This is a genomic window from Pseudomonas sp. AP42 (assembly GCF_001728935.1).
GTDB lineage: Bacteria > Pseudomonadota > Gammaproteobacteria > Pseudomonadales > Pseudomonadaceae > Aquipseudomonas > Aquipseudomonas lactis.
On record NZ_LYSO01000001.1, the window covers coordinates 12,083 to 31,950 of the forward strand.

Annotated in this window: 17 protein-coding genes; 6 read left to right on the top strand and 11 right to left on the bottom strand. The window is 60.6% G+C overall.

Features of this window, described 5'->3' with window-relative positions; genetic code table 11:
• The first annotated feature begins 85 nt into the window (after positions 1-85).
• Both A7K61_RS00070 and A7K61_RS00075 read left to right on the top strand, forming a co-directional pair.
• The gene (locus A7K61_RS00070) at positions 86-2,023 is read left to right on the top strand and encodes an ATP-dependent DNA helicase RecQ (protein WP_069556665.1); all 1,938 of its coding nucleotides are present in this window, start codon (positions 86-88) and stop codon (positions 2,021-2,023) included.
• A 12-nt stretch (positions 2,024-2,035) separates the two neighbouring features.
• Positions 2,036-2,467 (top strand): thioesterase family protein, encoded by a 432-nt coding sequence (locus tag A7K61_RS00075; protein ID WP_047712346.1) that lies wholly within the window; start codon positions 2,036-2,038, stop codon positions 2,465-2,467.
• 147 nt (positions 2,468-2,614) lie between these two features.
• Here the strand turns inward: A7K61_RS00075 and A7K61_RS00080 are convergent, their stop codons facing one another.
• From A7K61_RS00080 to fdhD, 3 genes are all read right to left on the bottom strand, one after another.
• Positions 2,615-3,097, bottom strand: a complete 483-nt coding sequence (locus A7K61_RS00080; RefSeq protein ID WP_069556666.1) for a glycine zipper domain-containing protein — start codon at positions 3,095-3,097, stop codon at positions 2,615-2,617.
• Positions 3,098-3,417: 320 nt separating this feature from the next.
• Positions 3,418-5,766, bottom strand: coding sequence for an FdhF/YdeP family oxidoreductase (locus A7K61_RS00085; protein ID WP_044270544.1), 2,349 nt, complete (start codon positions 5,764-5,766; stop codon positions 3,418-3,420).
• A complete protein-coding gene (fdhD, locus tag A7K61_RS00090) occupies positions 5,763-6,602 on the bottom strand; it encodes a formate dehydrogenase accessory sulfurtransferase FdhD (RefSeq protein ID WP_047712348.1) in 840 nt (279 codons plus the stop codon). The genes A7K61_RS00085 and fdhD overlap by 4 nt, the downstream gene beginning before the upstream one ends.
• 242 nt (positions 6,603-6,844) lie before the next feature.
• On the opposite strand from fdhD, the gene lysM reads away from it, so the two are divergent.
• Positions 6,845-7,285: a peptidoglycan-binding protein LysM gene (gene lysM, locus A7K61_RS00095; RefSeq protein ID WP_032894105.1), complete on the top strand. Its 441-nt coding sequence runs from the start codon at positions 6,845-6,847 to the stop codon at positions 7,283-7,285.
• Between the two features lie 127 nt (positions 7,286-7,412).
• Here lysM and yrfG read toward each other — a convergent pair whose 3' ends face one another.
• The gene (yrfG, locus tag A7K61_RS00100; protein ID WP_069556667.1) at positions 7,413-8,078 is read right to left on the bottom strand and encodes a GMP/IMP nucleotidase; all 666 of its coding nucleotides are present in this window, start codon (positions 8,076-8,078) and stop codon (positions 7,413-7,415) included.
• 87 nt (positions 8,079-8,165) lie between these two features.
• Here yrfG and nudE point away from each other — a divergent pair, with 87 nt between their 5' ends.
• Both nudE and cysQ read left to right on the top strand, forming a co-directional pair.
• Positions 8,166-8,732 carry an ADP compounds hydrolase NudE gene (nudE, locus tag A7K61_RS00105; RefSeq protein WP_032894100.1) on the top strand — a complete coding sequence of 189 codons (567 nt, stop codon included), beginning with the start codon at positions 8,166-8,168 and terminating at the stop codon, positions 8,730-8,732.
• Positions 8,729-9,565, top strand: coding sequence for a 3'(2'),5'-bisphosphate nucleotidase CysQ (gene cysQ, locus A7K61_RS00110; protein WP_044270548.1), 837 nt, complete (start codon positions 8,729-8,731; stop codon positions 9,563-9,565). Before nudE ends, cysQ begins: the two co-directional genes overlap by 4 nt.
• A 129-nt stretch (positions 9,566-9,694) precedes the next feature.
• Here the strand turns inward: cysQ and A7K61_RS00115 are convergent, their stop codons facing one another.
• From A7K61_RS00115 to rfbB, 7 genes are read right to left on the bottom strand one after another with little or no spacing between them, the layout of a single operon-like run.
• Positions 9,695-10,150 carry a thioesterase domain-containing protein gene (locus A7K61_RS00115; RefSeq protein ID WP_069556668.1) on the bottom strand — a complete coding sequence of 152 codons (456 nt, stop codon included), beginning with the start codon at positions 10,148-10,150 and terminating at the stop codon, positions 9,695-9,697.
• A 26-nt stretch (positions 10,151-10,176) separates the two neighbouring features.
• The gene (locus A7K61_RS00120) at positions 10,177-11,562 is read right to left on the bottom strand and encodes a sigma-54 dependent transcriptional regulator (protein WP_069556669.1); all 1,386 of its coding nucleotides are present in this window, start codon (positions 11,560-11,562) and stop codon (positions 10,177-10,179) included.
• Positions 11,559-13,367, bottom strand: coding sequence for an ATP-binding protein (locus tag A7K61_RS00125; protein WP_069556670.1), 1,809 nt, complete (start codon positions 13,365-13,367; stop codon positions 11,559-11,561). The genes A7K61_RS00120 and A7K61_RS00125 overlap by 4 nt, the downstream gene beginning before the upstream one ends.
• A 34-nt stretch (positions 13,368-13,401) precedes the next feature.
• Complete coding sequence (rfbD, locus tag A7K61_RS00130) at positions 13,402-14,271, bottom strand: dTDP-4-dehydrorhamnose reductase (protein ID WP_171905444.1); 870 nt, start codon at positions 14,269-14,271, stop codon at positions 13,402-13,404.
• A gap of 8 nt (positions 14,272-14,279) precedes the next feature.
• Positions 14,280-14,825, bottom strand: coding sequence for a dTDP-4-dehydrorhamnose 3,5-epimerase (gene rfbC / locus A7K61_RS00135; RefSeq protein ID WP_069556672.1), 546 nt, complete (start codon positions 14,823-14,825; stop codon positions 14,280-14,282).
• The gene (gene rfbA / locus A7K61_RS00140) at positions 14,822-15,697 is read right to left on the bottom strand and encodes a glucose-1-phosphate thymidylyltransferase RfbA (protein WP_044270562.1); all 876 of its coding nucleotides are present in this window, start codon (positions 15,695-15,697) and stop codon (positions 14,822-14,824) included. The genes rfbC and rfbA overlap by 4 nt, the downstream gene beginning before the upstream one ends.
• Entirely contained in the window at positions 15,694-16,776 is a 1,083-nt protein-coding gene (gene rfbB, locus A7K61_RS00145; protein ID WP_069556673.1) for a dTDP-glucose 4,6-dehydratase, read from the bottom strand. Before rfbB ends, rfbA begins: the two co-directional genes overlap by 4 nt.
• A gap of 151 nt (positions 16,777-16,927) precedes the next feature.
• On the opposite strand from rfbB, the gene A7K61_RS00150 reads away from it, so the two are divergent.
• Positions 16,928-19,837, top strand: coding sequence for an aminotransferase (locus A7K61_RS00150; protein WP_069556674.1), 2,910 nt, complete (start codon positions 16,928-16,930; stop codon positions 19,835-19,837).
• Positions 19,838-19,868: the final 31 nt, after the last annotated feature.

Below are 19,868 nucleotides of genomic sequence, written 5' to 3' on the forward strand. Positions count from 1 at the left end.
TTTTCTTTGCGACCTTTCTCGATTCGCCGAACTTACTGGGCTACGTTTTTAAGCCACGTTCAGCGGTCAATGGAGTGACAGCCTTATGCACGACACCCTCCAGCAGGTCTTTGGTTACCCTCACTTTCGCTTGGGCCAGGAAGAGACGGTCAGCGCCGTTCTGGCCGGGCGATCTGCCGCCGCCATTTTCCCTACGGGCTCGGGCAAATCCTTGTGCTATCAGCTGTCGGCCGTGTTGCTGCCGCACCTCACGCTGGTGGTATCGCCTTTGCTGGCGTTGATGCAGGACCAGTTGGGTTTTCTGCAGCGCCATGGCATTTCGGCGGGCAGTATCGATTCGGCCCAGAGCCGTGATGAGGCCAATGATGTCATGGCCCGTGCGCGATCGGGCGAACTCAAGATCCTGATGATTTCCGTGGAGCGTTTGAAGAACGAGCGTTTCCGTAATTTCCTGAACAGCGTGCAGATCTCGTTGCTGGTGGTGGACGAGGCGCACTGTATTTCCGAGTGGGGCCACAACTTCCGTCCGGATTATTTGAAGCTGCCGGACTACCAGCGCCAGTTCAACATCCCGCAGGCGCTGTTGCTGACGGCCACGGCCACACCCAAGGTGATCGCCGACATGCAGGCCAAGTTCGCCATTGCTGCCGGGGATGTAGTGACCACGGGCTTCTATCGGCCCAACCTCAACCTGCTGGTGGAACCGGTCAGCGGCCACGACAAACGCCGCAGGCTGGTGGAGTGGATGAAAGCGCGGGCCAACCAGCCGAGTATCGTCTACGTCACCTTGCAGAAAACCGCCGAACAGATTGCGGAGCATCTGAACCGCCAAGGCATTCAGGCCGAGGCTTATCACGCGGGGCTGCCCCATGAAAAGCGCGAGGGTATCCAGCAGCGTTTCATGGGCGGGCGCTCCAATTGTATTGTCGCAACCATCGCGTTTGGCATGGGCATCGACAAGAGTGATATCCGCAATGTCGTGCACTTCGACTTGCCCAAGTCCATCGAGAACTACAGCCAGGAGATCGGCCGCGCCGGGCGTGACGGGCAGCCATCGGATTGCCTGGTGTTGGCCAACCGCGACAGTCTCAATGTGCTGGAAAACTTCGTGTACGGTGACACGCCGGAGCAGGAAGGCATTCGTCGTGTGCTGGAGGAGTTGCAGGCGGCGCGCAGCGAAGGGCAGTGGGAGTTCTTGCTCAGGTCGCTGTCGGACCACAGCAATATTCGCGAGCTGCCGCTCAAGACGCTCTTGGTGCAGTTGGAGCTCAAGGGCGTGATTGCACCGCGCTATGCGTTTTATGCGGAATACCGTTTCAAATACGTGATCGAACCCGAGGCCTTGTTGGCGCGTTTTTCCGGCGAGCGGCAGCAGTTTGTCGCGGCGATCATCCAGGTATGCAAGCGCGCTAAAACCTGGGCGACGGTGGATTTCGACGCGCTTTATCAACAGCACAATGCCGAACGTAGCCGGGTGGTGAAGGCGCTGGATTATTTTCAGGAGCAGGGCCTGATCGAACTCGAAAGCAAGCAGATGACTGAGGTCTACAGTTTGCTCGACACCGATTTTGACCCGCAGGCGCTAAGCGCCGAGTTATACACAGGCTTCAAGCAGCATGAGGTGACGGAGGTCGCGCGGATCCACACTATGCTCGACCTGTTCGCCACTGAGCACTGCCTGGGGCAACGCCTGGCGCGCTACTTTGGTGATGAAAATGCGCCCCAGCGTTGCGGGCATTGTTCGGTGTGCCACGGCCAGGTTGCCCATCTGCCGGCACCGCCGAGCCTGCCGCCGCTTGTGGATAAAAACTTCATGGGGCTGTGCGGTGATTTTATCCACAGGCATCATGAGTACACGGGGCACTTGCCGAATGCGGAGCGTTTGACGCGTTTTCTTGGCGGTATCAGCGTACCGTTGTTTACCAAGTTGAAGGCGCGGGGCATTCCCGGTTTTGCTGCGCTGGAAGACTACCCCTACGCTGAGGTGCGCGACTGGGCCCATGCTCAATTGGATCAACTTTGACGAGACTTGCCGATGCCTGACTCAACGCCTGTGCGCGACGATTACCGCCACTTCCAGCCGATCACCACGCGTTGGCATGACAACGATGCCTACGGCCATGTGAATAACGTCACTTACTACAGCTTCTTCGACACCGCCGTTAATACCTACCTGATCGAACAGGGCGGGTTGGATATTCATGACGGTGAGGTGGTGGGGTTTGTGGTGAGTTCTGCCTGCGATTACTTTGCGTCGATTGCGTTTCCCGAGCGCATTGAAATCGGCCTGCGGGTGGGCAAGCTGGGCAATAGCTCGGTGCAGTATGAGCTGGCGGTTTTCAAGGTGGGTGAGCAGGAGGCGTGTGCGGCGGGGCGCTTTGTCCATGTGTTTGTGGACCGAACGTCGAACCAGCCAGTGCCGATTCCGGGGATGTTGCGCGAGGCGATGCAGCGCTTGGTGGTTTGAGGGCACCTGCAAGCGACCCATACCAAATGTGGGAGCCGGGCTTGCCCGCGATGGCGCAGTATCAGGCAATACGTCTAAACCTGATTCACTGCGATCGCGGGCAAGCCCGGCTCCCACACTGGATGTGCTCGTCAGAGCACGTATTTATCAGTCGCGATAACGATGCTTGTTCTTGCGATGCCCATAGGCATGGCCGCGGCCTGGGTGGCCATCGCGGTAGTAGCGACGATCGTCACGGTCACGATCGCGGTAATGGCGGCTGTCGCGATCACTTTCGTTACCCATGTAGTTGCCCAGCGCACCGCCCGCGCCACCGCCGGCTGCTGAGCCGACCAATGCACCGCTACTACCGCCGACGCTGCGCCCCAAGACGTTGCCGCCGGCTGCGCCGAGTGCGCCACCAATGGCTGCTTCGCCACGGCTACGCTTGTCTGCGCCGACCGCGCTACCGCCAGCGCCGCCCAGGGCCGCGCCGATGGTCGAACCGGTGTTGCCGCCCAGCTGCTGGCCGACAACGGAACCTAGAACCCCACCCAATGCGCCGCCGACACCGGCTTCGGTGGTGCCGCCTGCCATGGCTGCGCCACTGACCAGGCCAAGGGACAACAAGAGAATCGAGGAGAACTTCATTCAGGGAAACCTCAAGGGATGACGGCGCGATCCTGAGGTTGTATCGAGCCGCTGACAATCGAAATCCGACCGGCGGCAGAGGTTGTATACAATTTGCTAAGTTGCTGTTTTGTATAGGGAACTTAAGTCGTTTTTGCAGGTCTTTAGTTACTTCGGGAGGGCCGCTTTTATGCAAAAGCGGCCTTTTTTTGTGCCTGCAGAATGTGCGGTGCTTGTGCTGGCCTCTTCGCGGGCAAGCCCGCTCCCACACTTGGAATGCATTTCAAATGTGGGAGCGGGCTTGCTCGCGAAAGGGGTAGTTCAAACAACAAGATCCCGGGTCAGGCCGAGCGCGCCATGATTAACCCAGTATCACTCGCCGCCTCCAGACGAATCGCAACGAACTTCGATGTTGGCGTGTGGCTACCGTCGCCAGTGCTTTCCAATGGCACCAACGGGTTCACCTCCGGATAGTAAGCCGCCGCCTGCCCCGCCGGAATATCAAATGCCAGCAGCGTAAAGCCCTTCACGCGGCGCTCACGACCGTCTTCCCACAGCGACACGATGTCTGCCTTCTGCCCCGGCTTGAAGCCCAGGCGGATGATGTCGGCTTCGTTGACGAACAGCACATCCCGCTGGCCTTTGACCCCGCGATAACGGTCGTCCAGGCCATAGATGGTGGTGTTGTACTGATCATGGGAGCGCATCGACTGCATGATCAGGTCCGGCACCCGGCCCGTGGCGTGGGTGCGTTCGTGGATCAGGTCTTTGGGCAAGATGTTCGGGCGGAAGTTGGCGCGGCCCGACGGTGTGTTCCAGCGGCGTGCGCCGGCGGAGTTGCCCAGGTAGAAGCCACCTGGGTGTTTGATCTTCTCGTTGAAGTCCTTGAAGCCTGGGATGGTGTCGGCGATCAGGTCGCGGATGCGTCCGTAGTCGGCCACCAGCCAGTTCCAATCCACGGGCGTGCTGCCCAGGGTGGCGGCAGCAATGCCTGCCAGAATCGCCGGCTCGGACTTCATCAGTTTCGACAGCGGTTGCAGTTGGCCGTTGGAGCCGTGGACCATGCTGAACGAGTCTTCCACCGTCACCGCTTGCGGGCCGTCGGCCTGGATGTCGATGTCGGTGCGGCCCAGGCACGGCAGGATCAACGCATCTTTACCGTGCATCAGGTGGCTGCGGTTGAGCTTGGTGCTGATCTGCACGGTCAGGTCGCAATTGCGCAGTGCTTCAAAGGTGCGCGTGCTGTCTGGCGTGGCTTGGGCAAAGTTGCCGCCCAGGCCGATAAAGACTTTGGAGCGGCCTTCAAGCATGGCGTGAATCGCTTCCACCACGTTATGGCCATTGTCTCGCGGCACCTGGAACTGGAAACGACGCTCCAGTGCGTCCAGAAACGCCACCGGTGGGCGTTCGTTGATGCCCATGGTGCGGTCGCCCTGCACGTTACTGTGGCCGCGCACCGGGCACAGCCCGGCGCCTGGGCGGCCGATATTGCCGCGCAGCAGCATCAGGTTGGCGATTTCCTGGATGGTCGGCACCGAATGGCGGTGCTGGGTAATCCCCATCGCCCAGCACATGATCACATTCTTGCCTTTGGCGTACATGCGTGCCGCTTGTTCGATCTCCACCAGGGTCAGGCCGGACTGCTCGACGATCTCCTCCCACGAGGTGTCGTCGATCTGACCCAGGTATTCCAGGACGTTGGTGGTGTGTTCATTGAGGAAGTCGTGGTCGAACACCGCGTCCTTGCCTTCGGCCAGGGCTTGGCGTTCCCACAGCAACAGGAATTTGGCCATGCCGCGCAAGATAGCCATGTCGCCACCCAGCGCCGGGCGGAAGTAGGCGGTGTTGGTAGGCTTGTCACCGTTGGTGAGCATTTCCAGCGGATGTTGCGGGTGCTGGAAGCGCTCCAGGCCACGCTCTTTGAGTGGGTTGATACACACCACCTGCGCGCCGCGCTTCACTGCTTCGCGCAGCGGTTCAAGCATGCGTGGGTGGTTGGTGCCGGGGTTCTGGCCCCAGACGAAAATGGCATCGGCATGTTCGAAGTCATCGAAGGTCACGGTGCCTTTGCCCACGCCCACGCTCTGCGCCAGGGCTACGCCGCTGGCTTCGTGGCACATGTTCGAGCAGTCCGGGAAGTTGTTGGTGCCATAGGCGCGTACAAACAGCTGGTACAGGTAGGCGGCTTCGTTGCTGGCGCGGCCCGAGGTGTAGAACTCGGCCATGTTCGGGCTTGGCAATGCGTTGAGATGCTTGCCGACCAGGTCGAAGGCGGCTTCCCAACTGATGGGCGCGTAGCGATCGGTCTGGGCGTCATAGCGCATCGGCTCGGTCAGGCGGCCCTGGTATTCCAGCCAATAGTCGCTTTGCTCCAGCAACGCTGTGACGCTGTGCTTGGCGAAGAAGGCCGCATCGACGCGGCGCTTGGTGGCTTCCCAGTTGACTGCCTTGGCGCCGTTTTCGCAGAACTTGACCATGCCGCTTTCCGGCGAGTCGCCCCAGGCGCAGCCCGGGCAGTCGAAGCCGCCGTTCTGGTTGGTCTTGAGCATCATGCGCAGGTTTTTCAGGGCGTTGTCGCTGGTCAGCCAGGCTTGCGCCACGCTGATCAGGGCGCCCCAGCCACCGGCTGGGCCCTTGTAGGGCTTGTAGCGTGGGGTTGGGGTCTGGTCGGCTTGGTGGTGAAGGCTCATGGCTGGTGCTCCATCGCAGGGCTATAGACCCGTGGCGCGCTTTTTTGCGGCAGGTGGATGAGGTTGAGGTTGTGCCGGCGCGCCCATTGCAGGGCCAGGCCGGTGGGCGACGACAGGCTGACCAGGGTCTGGATGCCCGCGCGCAAAACTTTCTGAATCAATTCCAGGCTGCAGCGGCTGGTAACAATCGCCAGGCCGCCGTCGGTCGGAATCTTTTGGCGGATCAACGCGCCAATCAATTTATCCAGAGCGTTATGCCGACCGATGTCTTCGCGACCCATCAGCAATTCGCCCTGGCTATTCATAAACACTGCCGCATGCACGGCACCGCTGTGTTGGCCCAGGGGTTGGAATGCGCTGATACGTTGGCGCAGGCCATCGAGCCACTGCGCCGGCGGCAAGGGCGCGCCGGGCAGTATCTGGAGGTCGGGCAATGCTTGCTCCACCGCTTCCACGCCACAGAGGCCGCAGCCGCTGGTGCCCGCCAATTGGCGGCGTTGCTGCTTGAGGTTCCAGAACGCGCGGCTGGACACCTGTACCTGAGCATACTGGGCAGCCCCTGAACCGCTGATTTTCAGATCATAAATGTCGTTAACGTCGGTGATAATGCCGCTGCCGAGGCTGAAACCTACAATGAAGTCTTCCAGGTCCGTAGGCGTCACCAGCATCACCGCCTGGCTGATATCGTTATAGGCAATCGCCAACGCCACTTCTTCGGCCAGCGCAGTGCTGGCGACTTCTGTGTGTTCAAGATTGCAATAGTGATAGCTCTGGCTGGCGACGGGCGCGGTCGATTCAAGAGCGGGCGCCGCGCAGTGAGGGCGCTTGGCGTTCATGGGGCAGTACCACCGGCGGATTGATCAGTGTTTAGACTAGGCGCGACAAAGGGTCACGTCTAATCGCCAGTATTGATCTATTGATAGAGGGCGTCGATCAAGGTTCACCGGCGTTTTCGTCGGGCTTATTCCAGGCAGGGGTGATTGGGATACTTTTGAGTCTTTAGCCAGTCTGGAACCCAAGTCGGCAGGACTGGTCTAGTCTTGGGCATCTGGAAATTAAATCCCAAGGAGAGCGCACCATGAGTATTTTTAGCTTTATCAAAGAAGCCGGCGAAAAGATTGTCGACCTGTTGACGCCGGGTAATGCGAACGCCAGTGAGCAGTTGAAGGAGCATGTGAGCAAGGTGGGCCTGGGTAATCCAAACGTGCAGACCACGGTGGATGGCGACAAGGTCACAGTGACCGGTGAAGTGGCCACGCAGGAAGAGAAAGAAAAGATCCTTTTGGCGCTGGGCAACATTGCTGGCGTGGCAAGTGTGGATGACCAGATCACAGTATCCGGTCCAGTGGTTGTGGCTTCGCGCTTTGTTGTAGTGAAAAGCGGCGACACCCTGAGCGCAATCTCTAAAACGGTTTATGGCGACGCGAATAAGTACAACAAGATTTTCGAGGCTAACAAGCCACTGTTGTCGCACCCGGACAAGATCTACCCAGGCCAGACACTGCGTATCCCTGAGTAATACGCAGGATAAAATGAGCAAGCTCGCCCTTTTGTAGGAGCGAGCTTGCTCGCGAAAAACTCACAGGCACCGCGTTTATCCAGGAAGCACGCGTTATCGTTGACGTTTTTCGCGAGCAAGCTCGCTCCTACATAAGTCCGGCAATGAGTTCTCGATAGTCCCCGACCGCTAAAAATTCTGCAGTGTCCTTGGGTCCTTTCTTGCTATCAGGCTCTTTCACGGCCAGTAAATGCCCTACTCCGAAATCCCGGGCGCTGCGCAGGATCGGCAAGGTGTCGTCTATAAACAGGCTACGGGCCGGGTCAAAGTGGATATCCGCTTGCAGGGCTTGCCAGAATTGCGGGTTTTCCTTGGGAAAACCGTAGTCGTGAGAGCTGATCAATCGCTCGAAATACGGCGCCAGTTCAATGCGTTCCAACTTCAATGACAGCGAATCACGATGAGCGTTGGTGATCATGATCACGCGCTTGCAGGCCTGTTTGATCGCCGCCAGGAACGTATCGGCATCCGGGCGCAGGGCAATCAGGTGGGCGGTTTCCAGCTTGAGTTCGCGCACCGGGATCTTGAGTTCAGTGCTCCAGAAATCCAGGCAATACCATTGCAACTGTCCCGCGTTACGCTCAAACAGCGGTTGCAGCTCCATTTCGGCCATGGCCTGGCTCACACCGTGCAGTTCGGCGTAGCGCTGGGGCAGGTGCTCCATCCAGAAGTGGTTGTCGTAATGCAGGTCGAGCAGGGTGCCGTCCATGTCCAGCAGGACGGTGTCGATGGCGTGCCAGGGCAGAGAGGGCATGGTGGGGTCTCATGTAAGTAAAGATATCCGACACAGACAATCGGAAAAGCCACGGTATAGTAACCCGATCACGCCAAGGAGCCGTTTATGCGCCAGAAACCCACTGTCCTCGCCCGCGAAATAGTCGCCAGTAGCCGTTTGTTCCGCGTGGAGGAAGTGCAATTGCGCTTTTCCAATGGCGTTGAGCGCACCTACGAGCGTCTTGTCGGGCGTGGCACGGGCTACGGCGCCGTGATGATTGTAGCGATGATCGATGAAGATCATGCATTGCTGGTGGAAGAATACTGCGGCGGCACTGACGAATATGAATTGTCATTACCCAAAGGCTTGATCGAGCCCGGCGAAGACGTGCTGGCGGCGGCAGACCGCGAACTCAAGGAAGAGGCCGGCTATGGCGCACGGCAGTTGGAGCACATCACCGAGCTGTCATTGTCGCCTGGTTATATGAGCCAGAAAATCCAGGTGGTGCTGGCTACCGATCTTTATGAAGAGCGCCTTGAAGGTGATGAGCCCGAGCCGATGCGGGTAGACCGAGTCAACCTGCGTGAGCTATCGGCGTTGGCGCAAAACGAGCAATTCAGCGAAGGTCGCGCCCTGGCGGCGCTGTATCTGGTCAGAGACCTGTTGACCCAGCGTGGAGCGTTCAACGCATGAGCGAACTGTTTTTAGGCCACCCGTTTATCGCCCCGGTCATTGAGCTGGCGCGCCAGGCCGGTGAAGCCATCCTGCCGTACTGGCGTGCCGATGTAGCCGTGACCTCCAAAGCGGACGATTCCCCTGTGACGGCTGCCGACTTGGCTGCCCACCATCTGATTCTCGCAGGCCTCACCGCGCTGGACCCAAGCATTCCAGTGCTGTCTGAAGAGGACGCCGATATCGATCAGAGTGTGCGTGCCGGCTGGCAGCGCTGGTGGTTGGTGGACCCTTTGGATGGCACCAAGGAATTCATTTCCGGCAGTGAAGAATTCACAGTCAATATTGCCTTGATCGAACAGGGCCGCGTGGTGTTCGGCGTGGTGTCGATACCGACCACTGGCCGTTGCTACTTCGGCGGCGCGGGCCTGGGGGCTTGGCGGTCGGACGTCAATGCGGCGCCCAAGCAGATTCAGGTACGCCAGACCAGGGCGGCGGGCGAGGCCTTTACCGTGGTGGCCAGCCGCCGTCATACCAGCCCTGAGCAGGAGCGTCTGTTAGATGGTTTGAGCGAGGGCTTGGGCGAGTTGAAACTGGCCAATATCGGCAGTTCGTTGAAGTTTTGTTTGTTGGCCGAGGGCAGTGCCGATTGTTATCCGCGCCTGGCACCGACCTCGCAGTGGGATACCGCAGCGGCCCAGGGTGTATTGGAAGGGGCGGGGGGTGAAGTGCTGGAGTTGAATGGCAAGCCGTTCAGCTACCCGGCGCGGGAATCGCTGTTAAATCCGTTCTTTCTGGCGTTGCCAGCCAAGGCCGCGTGGCGTGAGCGGCTGTTGACCCTGGCCAGATCTTAAGGCCACTGCGGATTAAAACTGTGGGAGCGGGCTTGCTCGCGAATGCGCAGTGTCAGTCACCGAAGATATCGACTGATATACCGCATTCGCGAGCAAGCCCGCTCCCACATTTGTCTTGTGTAACGACTGCTAGCGATGCAGGACGTACTGGCCGGTAAAGACGACAGCACGCTCCTCACTGCCTTCATTCACAATCCACGTCTGTAGCGCCAATCGCGCCCGCCCATAGCGCTGATAGGTCGCCACAAAGCGTTTCCACACCTTCTCCTGCGGCGCCGCGCAAATGGCTGTCGCGTCTTGCGTCACCGGCAGTGGGTAGCTGATCTGCCCTTCCTGAATCACGATATGCCCGTCTTCAATCCCGGCTTCACGCAGCTTCAGGTGCAGCCAACCCCAACCCGCCAGCACCGCGCCGCAGTAGAGGCTGCCGCCAAACATAGTGCTCTTGTGGTTGATATTGGCCTGCAAGGGCAGGTGCAGTTGCAGTTGGTCGTGTTGCCAGTCGAGCACCTTGAGGCCCATTTCCCGGGTGAGTGGGATGTCATGGTGAAGGATGGATTCCAGGTAACGGCTATCGCGGCTCATGGCGGCCTCTTCGTGGGTAGACGATGTCATTCGTCGTCGGCGCTCTGGCTGGCACTGTCGGCGAAGTTCAGGCCGTGTTTGCGCAGTTTGTCATGCAAGGTTTTGCGCGGCACGCCCAGGGCTTCGGCGAGGCTGCGCACGGAGCTGTGGGGGCGGGTCAGTTCGGCGGCGATCAGGCTTTTTTCGAACTGTTCGACTTGCTCGCTCAGGCCTCCTGGCGTGGAGGTCAGCACGCCGGCGGCGGGATGGTCCTGGGTGTTGTCCAGGGCCAGCTCCAGGCCGAGGGCGAAACGCTCCGCGGCGTTTTGCAGTTCCCGCACATTGCCCGGCCAGCTGTGGCGCAGCAACAGCGCGCGCTGGCCCGGTTGCAGTTCGTGCAAGGGCAGGCCGTGACGGCTGCTGGCCTCATCGGCGAAGTGCTGGAACAGCATCAGCGCATCTTCACCCCGTTCACGTAGCGGTGGTATGCGCAGCGGCGCAACATTGAGGCGGTAATACAAGTCGGCACGGAAACGGCCCTGGTCAGCGGCCTGGCGCAGGTCTTCCTTGGTGGCGGCAATAATGCGGATGTCCAGCGGGATCAGCTGATTGCCACCCAGGCGTTCCACTACGCGCTCCTGTAAAAGGCGCAGCAACTTGACCTGTACATCCAGGCTCATGCTTTCAATTTCATCCAGAAACAGCGTGCCGCCATTGGCAAACTCGAACTTGCCGATGCGGCGCTTTTGCGCCCCGGTAAACGCGCCGGGTTCATGACCGAACAGTTCGCTTTCCACCACCGATTCCGCCAGGGCCCCGGCGTTGATCGCGACAAACGGGCCGCTGCGTCGGCTTGAGAGGTCGTGCAGGGCGCGGGCGACGACCTCCTTGCCCGCCCCGGTTTCGCCGAGGATCAGCACATCGGCCTTGGTCGCGGCCAGTGCACCGATTTGCTCGCGCAGGCGCAACATCTGTGGCGAGTGCCCTACCAGGCGCGTGCTCAGTTGCTGGCGGTCGCTGAGGGCCAGGCGCAGGCTGCGGTTGTCCAGCACCAGCCGGCGCAGGGCCAGGGCACGGCGCACGCTGTCGAGCAGCGCTTCACTGGCGAAGGGTTTTTCCAGGAAGTCATAGGCACCGGCACGCATGGCCTGCACCGCCAACGGTACATCGCCGTGGCCGGTGATCAGCAGCACCGGCAGGTCTGGGTCCTGGCCGTGCAATTCAGCTAGCAGTTCCAGGCCGTCCATGCCGGGCATGCGGATGTCGCTGACCACCACGCCCGGCCAGTCGCGGGACAGGCGTGCGGTGAGCCCGGTGGCTTCGCCCAGGGGCAGGACTTTCAGGCCGGCCAGGTCCAGGGTCTGGCACAGGGCCTGACGCAGGTGTGGATCGTCGTCGATCAAGACCACCTGAATCGAGTTGTCGATACTCATACACTGCGGTCCTCGGACGGTTGCAGACTGACGCCCGGCGAGCCGGCACGCAATTTCAAGGTTAACAGCGCGCCGCCTTCCTTGTGGTTGGCGAACAACAGTTCGCCGCCAAAGGCGCGCATCAGGGTGTCGCATATCGCCAGCCCTAGCCCCAGGCCTTGGGTGCGCGTCTTGGTGGTGTAGAACGGCTCGCTGGCACGGCCCAGGGCTTCCATGCAAAAGCCCGGGCCGTTGTCGCGAATATACAAGTTGACGCCTTGGGGCGTGGTTTCGGCACTCAGCCACAGTTTGCGTGGCGGGCCTTTTTCGGTGAGGGCGTCCAGAGCATTGGCCAGCAAGTTACCCAGCACCTGGCGCAGGCGGGTTTCACCGGCCTGCACCCACAGGGTCGCCTCGGGCAGGTCGCGGATCAATTCCACCTCCATCGAACGCCGACGCTTGGCCAGCAATGCCAGGGCGTCGTCGAGTGCCGGTTGCAGGGCCACGCTCTCCGGCGCATGCCGGTCGCGGCGGGCGAATGCGCGCAGGTGGGCGATGATCGAGGCCATGCGCCCGGTCAATTCGCTGATCAGCTTGAGGTTGCCGCGGGCATCGTTGGTGCGCTCATGGTCGAGCAGGATTTCGGCGTTTTCGGCATAGCTGCGAATCGCCGCCAGTGGCTGATTCAATTCATGGCTGATACTCGCCGACATGGTGCCCAGCGCCGAGAGTTTACCGGCCTGGACCAAGTCGTCCTGGGCGCGCACCAGTTCTTGCTGGGCATGCTCGCGCTCCAGCACTTCCTGTTTCAGGCGCCGGTTCAGGCCCTCCAGGTCGCTGGTACGCTCGGCCACGCGCATCTCCAACTCGCGGCGGGCCTTGGCTTCGAAGGCGATGCGTTCCAGGTAGTGCCGGCGGCGCTGCATCAGCAACCCCAGCAACAGCATCAGCACCAACAACGTGGCGCCGCCTACGGCGACGACCGTGCGCACCGGACGGTTGATCAGCGAGCGCGGCGCGAGGATTTCCACGTTCCAGCCGGTTTCGGCGATGGCCGTGGATTGGCGCAGCCAAGCGCTGCTGCTGAGGCTCAGTGGCTGCGGGTCGCGGGTGGGGTAGGGCTGGATAGCAATGATGGCCTGGCGTTCTTCGGCGGTCAGTGGCCGCGTGGCGCGGAATCGCCATTGCGGGCGCGAAGTGAGGATCACCACGCCGTTGTGGTCGGTGACCAACAGTTGTTCGGGGGTATTGCCCCACAGGCTTTCAGTGTGGTCCAGGTCGACCTTCACCACCAGCACCCCGATGATAGTATCGCCGTCACGTACCGCTGCTGCGAAGAAGTAGCCGCGCTTGGCCGAGGTGGTGCCCAGGCCGAAGAACCGGCCGAGGCGCCCGGCCATGGCTTCGCTGAAATACGGACGGAAGGAAAAGTTGCGCCCGACAAAGCTGTCTTGTTTGTCCCAGTTGGACGCGGCGAGGGTCTTGCCGGTGGTGTCCATCAAATACATCACCTCTACCCCGGCCTGGGCGGCGACGTCCTTGAGCAACTGGTTGGCACTGACCAGGTGGGTGCTGACGTGGGGCGCGTCCAATGCAGTGCGCAGGGCCGGCAAGTCACCGAGGATCTGCGGCAGTATTTCGTAGCGGTGCAGGGTACCCAACAAGTTGGCGACGTAGAGGTCGAGGGTCTGGCGGTTTTGCCCGGCCAGCTCGCTGCGGTAATAGCGCTCGGCCAAATGCTCCAGCGGCCACAACAGCGGCGCCAGGCACAGAGCCAGCAGAGCTAGGCTGCGCCAGCGGGGTCTTCGCGCAAGGGGTGGGGTCATGGAAGTCGCGCCTGTGGGTACAGGCGCATTATGCCTAGTGCTGCTGCGCAAGACACTCGTGCAATGCGTCCTGCCATTGTGGCTGGCTGACGTGCCATTGCTGTTGCAGGCGTGTGCAGTCCAGGCGCGAGTTCAGCGGGCGCTGGGCGGGGGTCGGGTAGGCGCTGGAAGGGATCGGTTCCAGCTCGGCGCAGGCCTTGCCTTCGGCGCGCAGTTGCTCGCCAATCGCCTCGGCAAAACCGAACCACGAGGTTTCACCCTGGGCAGTGAGGTGGTAAACACCCCAATCCCCAGCCTTACCGGCCTGCCACTGCTCGATCAGCACGCGGGTGCTGTTGGCGATGGTACCGGCCCAGGTCGGCGCACCGATCTGGTCGGCCACGATGCGCATCTGCGGTTTTTCCTGCAGCAGGCGCTGCATGGTCAGCAGGAAATTCTTGCCATGGCTCGAATAGACCCAGCTGGTGCGCAAGATCAGGTACTGGCCACCTACAGCCGCAATCGCCTGCTCACCCGCCAACTTGCTCTGGCCGTAGACGCCCAAGGGGTTTGGGGTGTCGTTTTCGGTGTACGGGCCAGGTTTGCTGCCGTCGAACACGTAGTCGGTCGAGTAATGGATCAGCGGGATACCCAGCGCCTTGGCTTCCTCGGCGAGGATGCCGGGGGCGATGGCATTGATGGCGAACGCAGCGTCCGGTTCGCTCTCGGCCAGATCGACGGCGGTGTGGGCCGCCGCGTTGATGATCAGGCCAGGGCGATGGGCGCGCACTTGCTGGCGGATGAGGTCTGCATCTGCCAGGTCAAGTTGCTTGCTGCCCAGGACGATAAGTTCGCCCAGGCCCTGGAGTCGCTGCTGCAGCTCCTGGGAGACTTGGCCGTGTTGGCCGGTGATGAGGATTTTCAGAGGCGCCATCACAGGAATAGATCCGCGTCTTTCAGGGTTTTACCGCTCTGGTCCTTGGCGGACAGCGTCGGGGTGCCATTGAGCTGCCAGTCGATGTTGAGATCCGGGTCATCCCAACGGATACAACGCTCCGCAGACGGCGTGTAGTAATCCGTGGTCTTGTAAAGGAATTCGGCGTAGTCGCTCAGCACGACGAATCCATGGGCAAAGCCTGGTGGAATCCATAACTGGCGGTTATTTTCTGCCGATAGGCGTACGCTGGCCCACTTGCCAAAATGCGGCGAGCTGCGGCGGATATCCACCGCCACGTCCAATACTTCGCCGACAGTCACACGCACGAGTTTTCCCTGAGCGTGTTCTACCTGGTAGTGAAGACCTCTCAGCACGCCTTTTTGCGAGCGCGAGTGATTATCCTGCACAAACTGCAGTTGTAACCCGCTGGCTTTTTCAAACGCGCGGGCATTGAAGCTCTCATAAAAAAAACCGCGCTCATCGCCAAAAACCTTCGGCTCGATGATCAATACACCGGGCAGCTCAGTGGCAATCACGTTCATTTAGTGTTTCCAGCGAGCATATACAGGTACTGACCATAGCCGGTCTTGCCAAAGTACTTGGCACGCTCCAGCAGATAATCACGATTGATCCAGCCATTTTCGTAGGCGATTTCTTCCAAGCAGGCCACTTTCAAGCCCTGGCGGTGCTCGATGGTCTGAACGTAAGTCGAGGCTTCCAGCAGGCTGTCATGAGTGCCGGTGTCGAGCCAGGCGAACCCACGGCCGAAGCGTTCAACGTGCAGATCGCCACGTTGGAGGTAGGCATTGTTGACATCAGTGATCTCCAGCTCGCCACGTGGCGAAGGCTTGACCGCCTTGGCGATCTTGATCACGTCGTTGTCGTAGAAGTACAGGCCGGTTACCGCGTAGTGGGACTTGGGTTTAGCCGGTTTTTCTTCGATGGACAGGGCGCGGCCTTCGCTATCGAAGTCAATCACACCGAAACGCTCAGGGTCTTTGACCCAGTAGCCGAACACCGTGGCGCCCGAAGGACGTTCGGCGGCGGTGCGCAGTTGCTCGCCGAAATGCTGGCCGTGGAAGATGTTGTCCCCCAGGATCAAGCACACAGGGTCATCGCCAATGAACTCTTCGCCGATGATAAATGCCTGGGCCAGGCCGTCCGGCGAAGGCTGCTCCGCGTAGGTGAAGCGCACGCCGAACTGGCTGCCATCGCCCAGCAGATTCTGGTATTGCGGCAAGTCCACTGGCGTGGAGATCACCAGAATATCCTTGATCCCGGCCAGCATCAGTACCGAGATCGGGTAGTAAATCATTGGCTTGTCATACACCGGCAACAACTGTTTGGACACGCCCAGGGTAATGGGGTGCAAACGCGTGCCGGAACCGCCGGCCAATACAATTCCCTTCATCATGCGATCAAATCCTTCACGTCAGTATTGCCCAGTCGTTCACCTTGATAACTGCCGTCCTGGACTCTGCGGCACCATTCCAGGTTATCGAGGTACCACTGCACGGTTTTGCGCAGGCCGGTCTCGAAGGTTTCTTCCGGGACCCAGCCCAGTTCGCGTTCGATTTTGCTGGCGTCGATGGCGTAGCGTTGGTCGTGGCCTGGGCGATCCTTGACGAAGGTGATCAGGTCAGTGAATTTCTCCACGCCGGCTGGGCGTTGTGGCGCCAATTCTTCCAACAGGGCGCAGATGCCACGTACCACGTCGATGTTCTTCTGCTCGTTGTGGCCGCCGATGTTGTAGGTTTCGCCCACAACCCCAGTCGTGACCACTGTGAGCAGCGCACGGGCGTGATCCTCAACGAACAGCCAGTCACGCACCTGCAGACCATCGCCATATACCGGCAGTGGCTTGCCCGCCAGGGCGTTGAGAATCACCAGCGGGATCAATTTTTCGGGGAAGTGGAACGGCCCGTAGTTGTTCGAGCAGTTGGTCAGCAGCACAGGCAGGCCATAGGTGCGCTGCCAGGCGCGTACCAGGTGGTCAGACGCTGCCTTGCTCGCGGAATAGGGCGAGCTCGGTGCGTAAGGCGTGGTCTCGGTGAAGAGATCGTCCACGCCGTGCAGGTCGCCATACACCTCGTCAGTAGAGATGTGGTGGAAACGGAATGCGCTTTTTGCCGGCTCCGCCAGCTTCTGCCAATAGGCGCGCGTGGCTTCTAGCAGGCTGTAGGTGCCGACGATATTGGTCTGGATAAAATCCGACGGACCGTCAATGGAGCGGTCGACGTGGGACTCGGCCGCCAGGTGCATGATCGCATCGGGTTCGAAGCGTGCGAGCACGGCGCTGACGGTGGCCTGGTCGATGATATCGGCCTGGACAAACTCATAGCGGCTGTTGGACGCGATGCTGGCCAGCGACTCGAGGTTGCCGGCGTAAGTCAGCTTGTCCAGGTTGAGCACTTCATGCTCAGTGTGTTGAATCAAGTGCCGGATCAGGGCCGAGCCAATAAATCCGGCACCGCCGGTGATGAGAATACGCATGTCGAGGGCCTTTTCCTTAGACGGACACTGGGCGAAAGTAGCATAGCTTGAGTTGTGAATCGGGCCGGCGCAAGTGCCGTGAGCAGAAGGGGTTGATTAACGCCACAGAACAATGGCGATATAGACGCCTGAAAAATCAAAGGTCGTCACAATGTCGTTAGCCACGTTGACCCACCGTGCCAGCTTGCCTTGCCCACAAGTAACCCCCGAGCAGGCCGCATGCCTGCTCGATCGACACTATGGACTGACGGGCAAATTACGCTCATTGGGCAGCCAACAAGACCTCAACTACAGAATTGACAGCACGCGGGGCCGTTTCGTTCTGAAAATCTGCCGGGGTGACTACGCCGCGGTTGAACTCCAGGCCCAGCATGCGGCCCTCAACAACCTGGGTACGCATGCCGGCTTGCGCGTGCCCAAGGTCATCCAGACCGTGAAAGGCGAGGAGTTGCTGACGGTCAACGTCGATGGCCAAACCCTGCATCTGCGGCTGTTGGACTACATCGACGGCCAGCCCCTGACGCATTTGCCCCACCTGAGCCGCACCGTGATCGAAGGCTTTGGTGAGCTGTGCGGGCAAATGAGTCACGCGCTGGCAGGTTTCGAGCACCCTGGCCTGGAGCGCACCCTGCAATGGGACCCGCGCCACGCACAGGCGTTGATCACCCACCTGCTGGCAACCTTGCCCGACCTGCCGCAACGTGCTGCTTTGGAGCAGGTGGCCAGGCAGGTCGAGGCGCATGTGCAGCCGTTGGCGGCACGCCTGCCCTGGCAAGCGGTGCACATGGACATCACCGATGACAACGTGGTGTGGCAGCGTGATGCCCAGCGGCACTGGCGTATTCAAGGCGTGATCGATTTTGGCGATCTGGTGCGCACCTGGCGGATTACCGACCTGTCGGTGACCTGCGCGTCGCTGTTGCACCATGCCGACGGTGATCCATTTGCCCTGTTGCCGGCGATCCAGGCCTGTCACGCGGTCACGCCGTTGCAGCGCGAAGAGTTACAGGTGCTGTGGCCGTTGATCGTCGCTCGCGCGGCGGTGTTGGTGCTCAGCAGTGAGCAGCAGCAACGCCTGGACCCGGATAACGCTTATCTAAAGAAAAACGCCGAACACGAGTGGGAAATCTTCCATATCGCCACGTCGGTGTCCTTTGAACTCATGCAAACGGCGATTCTTAGCAGCGTCGGCGAAACATTACCGCCCGTCGCCATCCAAGACTTCGCGCCTTTATTGCCAAGCTTGGTGGGGCGCGAGTTCGCCCTGATCGACCTGGGCGTACTCAGCCCGCATTTCGAGGCTGGCAATTGGGAGACTCCCGGCATAGATCGGCGCTTGCTGGATGAAGCGGCGACGGCGCATGGGCAGGCGGCCAGTCGTTATGGGCAATACCGCTTGTCGCGCACCCGTCCCGACAGTGCGGTGGAGCCCGAGACCTTCCCTCTGCATGTCGAGCTGCATCTGCCCCACGGCACGGTTTTGGAGGCGCCCTTTGCGGGAACGCTGCGCGAGGGCACCGACGGCTTACTGTGTTTGCATAGCAGTGGGCTGAGCCTGCGCCTGTGGGGCGTGCGCACATCACTCAAACCGGGCGCAACGCTGGTCAAAGGGCAGGTGCTGGGCGAGGTTCATGCGCCGTTGACCGTGCAGTTGTGCCGCGCCGACCTTGAGCCACCGCTGTTCTGCACACCTTCCCGGGCGTTGGCATGGCAGGCGTTGTGCCCGTCACCCTCGGCGCTGTTGGGTCTGGCCTGTGATGCGGAGCCGGAACTGGACCCAGAGGCCCTGCTGGCCCGGCGGGATGCCAGCTTTGCGCGCTCCCAGAAGCACTACTACGCCGACCCGCCGCGTATCGAGCGTGGCTGGCGTAACCACCTGATCGATATGCAGGGCCGATCCTACCTGGACATGCTCAACAACGTGGCCGTGCTGGGTCATGGCCACCCGCGCATGGCTGAAGTGGCAGCGCGGCAGTGGTCGTTGCTCAACACCAACTCGCGGTTTCACTATGCGGCAATTGCCGAGTTCTCCGAGCGCCTGCTGGCGTTGGCGCCGGAGGGCATGGACCGGGTGTTCCTGGTCAACAGCGGCACCGAGGCCAATGACCTGGCGATTCGCCTGGCCTGGGCCTACAGCGGCGGGCGCGACATGCTCAGCGTGCTGGAGGCCTATCACGGCTGGTCGGTGGCGGCGGATGCCGTGTCCACGTCGATTGCCGATAACCCCCAGGCGTTGAGCAGCCGCCCGGATTGGGTGCACCCGGTGACCGCGCCCAATACTTACCGTGGTGAGTTCCGCGGGCCGGACAGCGCGCCGGACTACGTACGAAGCGTGGAGCATAACCTGGCGAAAATCGCCGCGAGCCGGCGTCAATTGGCCGGGTTCATCTGTGAGCCGGTGTACGGCAATGCCGGCGGCATCTCCCTGCCAGCGGGTTACCTGCAACAGGTATATGGCTTGGTCCGTGCCCAGGGTGGCGTGTGCATCGCCGACGAAGTGCAGGTGGGTTACGGCCGCATGGGGCATTTCTTCTGGGGGTTTGAACAGCAGGGAGTGGTGCCCGACATCATCACGATGGCCAAAGGCATGGGCAACGGCCAGCCGTTGGGCGCAGTGATCACCCGACGAGAAATTGCCGAGGCGCTGGAGGCTGAGGGTTACTTCTTTTCCTCATCAGGAGGCAGCCCGGTCAGTTGCCGGATCGGCATGGCGGTGCTGGATGTGATGGAAGAGGAAAAGCTGTGGGAACACGCCCAAGTGGTAGGTGGGCATTTTAAGGCACGACTAGAGGAATTGATCGACCGCCATCCACTCGTCGGTGCTGTGCACGGTTCGGGATTCTATCTGGGCCTTGAACTGGTGCGTGATCGCCATACCCTCGAACCTGCGACGGCGGAAACCGCCTTGTTGTGTGATCGCCTGCGGGAGCTGGGGATTTTCATGCAGCCTACCGGGGATTACCTGAATATCCTCAAGATCAAGCCGCCGATGGTCACTTCCCGGCGCAGCGTGGATTTCTTTGTGGACATGCTGTCGAAAGTGCTGGATGAGCAACTGTGATTTATCGATGGTTATCGGCTATTTTTTGCAA